General features: G+C 41.4%; 3 protein-coding genes. 2 read left to right on the top strand and 1 reads right to left on the bottom strand.

Annotated elements, in window-relative coordinates:
* The coding region (locus AB4512_RS22240) for an NADP-dependent isocitrate dehydrogenase (protein ID WP_372175711.1) at positions 1-593 on the top strand (593 nt) is incomplete at its 5' end.
* 327 nt (positions 594-920) lie between these two features.
* On the opposite strand, the gene cspD is transcribed toward AB4512_RS22240, so the two are convergent.
* A complete protein-coding gene (gene cspD, locus AB4512_RS22235) occupies positions 921-1,142 on the bottom strand; it encodes a cold shock domain-containing protein CspD (protein ID WP_004736548.1) in 222 nt (73 codons plus the stop codon).
* Positions 1,143-1,727: 585 nt separating this feature from the next.
* On the opposite strand from cspD, the gene clpS reads away from it, so the two are divergent.
* Positions 1,728-2,048, top strand: a complete 321-nt coding sequence (clpS, locus tag AB4512_RS22230; protein ID WP_004737430.1) for an ATP-dependent Clp protease adapter ClpS — start codon at positions 1,728-1,730, stop codon at positions 2,046-2,048.
* The last annotated feature ends 74 nt before the right edge of the window (positions 2,049-2,122 follow it).

The following is a 2,122-nucleotide window of genomic DNA, read 5'->3' as shown; positions in this document are numbered from 1 at the left end:
GTAACGTATTACGTGATTATCTAACTGACTTGTTCCCGATTTTAGAGCTTGGTACATCAGCTAAGATGCTATCGATTGTTCCACTAATGAACGGTGGTGGTCTGTTTGAAACAGGTGCTGGCGGCTCTGCTCCTAAACATGTTCAACAAGTAGAGAAAGAAAACCACCTGCGTTGGGATTCTCTAGGTGAATTCTTGGCACTAGCGGCATCTCTAGAGCACCTGAGCGTAGTAACAGGTAACGCTAAAGCACAAGTTCTAGCTGATGCGCTTGATAAAGCGACGGGTGAGTTCCTTGATAACAACAAGTCTCCTTCACGTCGAGTAGGTGAGCTTGATAACCGTGGTAGCCACTACTATCTAGCGGCATACTGGGCTAAGGCGCTTGCTGAGCAAACGGCTGACGCTGATCTTGCTGCTGAGTTTGCAGGTGTGGCAAGTCAACTGGCTGAAAGTGAAGAAGCGATCGTTGCAGAGCTGAACAACGCTCAAGGTGTGGCTGGCGACTTAGGTGGTTACTACCTACTTGACGATGCATTGGTTTCAACACTAATGCGCCCAAGCTCAACGCTAAACGCGTTTATTGATGCATAGTGATTGGACTCATCGTTAGTCACTCATGAGCGTGATTTGCTAACGAGTTGCTTAGGCTGATAGCTAAGTTATAGATAAAGTCAAAACGAAAGACGCTTTAACGATAATGTTAAAGCGTCTTTTTTCTGTCTAATACTTCTTAAGACCTAGCTTAAGGGGAGTAGCTCTTCGAGCTCATTGTCCAGTGAGCAACTTTAGAGCCCCCAAAACGAAAAAAACCGCTCACGTAATCCTGTGTTACAGGTATTAAATGAGCGGTTTCAATATTCTGTTTACCTGTCAGCCGTTAATGACGACTGATGGAGGTTAACATGAGTTTGCATTCGCCTATTTTGCGGCGCTGCCTTCTACAGGAACAACGGAGCTAGCATGCGAGCCTTTAGGTCCACTTTCTACTTCATAGTCGACCTGCTGACCAGCCTTTAAGGTTCGATAACCTTCCATTTGTATTGTGGAGTAGTGCGCGAAAATATCGCCGTCTTCACCTTCTGGACAAATAAAGCCAAACCCTTTGGCATTGTTAAACCATTTTACTGTACCTGTAGCCATGCTATACATCCCTCATGCATTTTGTTACTAACGTTGTTATATCAATTGTTGTAAGTGCGATTGATATCATTCCTACCAGCTAAAGAATTTCAGCTAATAGCTTGAATCTCGTACATTGCTTACGGAAATTAACGCTACCCTGCGTAATTATTCCTTATTGTTAATTTTTGAAGCGTGTTACTGATTTTAATTCATGTTGCAAAAGTGTATTAAAAAACCTTTTAGCTCCAATGTAGCTAATGATTGAGCACAGTCAATAGTAAATTGGTATAAAAGTGATCAATTTTAATAACAAATCACATTCGAGATTAACCGCAAACTATTAACCAAATAGTAACTTAGCGGTAATCTTATCGTTAGTATCAATAGTTATGGCGTCTTTTTAATCAATCACATATGTTAATCTTGTTAATCGAGATCTTTTATTTGCAGCGATGGAAATGGTGGATTAGGCTCAGTATAGAGGAATATTTTTTGGTACTGTTTCTAGGTGCAGTTTCTTAGTACACGGTAAAGCGTGAATGTGGTAAATTTGAGTTAGGTAAACACTCACGACTTCCGAAAAATAACCCTTAGCAAAGCGATATGAGCAGAAACTTTGAATGGGCATCTCCAGGCTCAGATTTACTGGAGAAAGAAGCAACAAAAGTAAAGCCACCGGCGATGTATAACGTTGTGTTGAATAACGATGACTACACGCCCATGGACTTTGTAATCGAGATCCTAGAGCGATTCTTCTCACTAGATATCGAAAAAGCAACGGAAGTGATGCTCAAGGTTCATTATGAAGGTAAAGCTATATGCGGCACATACAGTGCTGAAATAGCGGAAACAAAGGTAGCGCAGGTCACGATGTACTCAAAGGAAAATGAGCATCCGCTACTATGTACAATGGAGCAAGTATAAATTGCTCGAACAACACTGTTGTTCCCTTAGGAGGTACTTATGCTAAATAAAGAATTAGAGACGAGTTTAAATGG

It is taken from the genome of Vibrio sp. 10N.222.52.B7 (assembly GCF_041474275.1).
GTDB lineage: Bacteria > Pseudomonadota > Gammaproteobacteria > Enterobacterales > Vibrionaceae > Vibrio > Vibrio crassostreae_C.
The sequence above is the reverse complement of the archived record's forward strand: the minus strand, read 5'-3'. Positions and strand labels throughout refer to the sequence as shown.

Coding starts and splice junctions, on each gene's coding strand:
- cspD (WP_004736548.1), bottom strand. CDS start 1,142: ATGGCTACAGGTACAGTAAAATGGTTTAACAATGCCAAAGGGTTTGGC.
- clpS (WP_004737430.1), top strand. CDS start 1,728: ATGAGCAGAAACTTTGAATGGGCATCTCCAGGCTCAGATTTACTGGAG.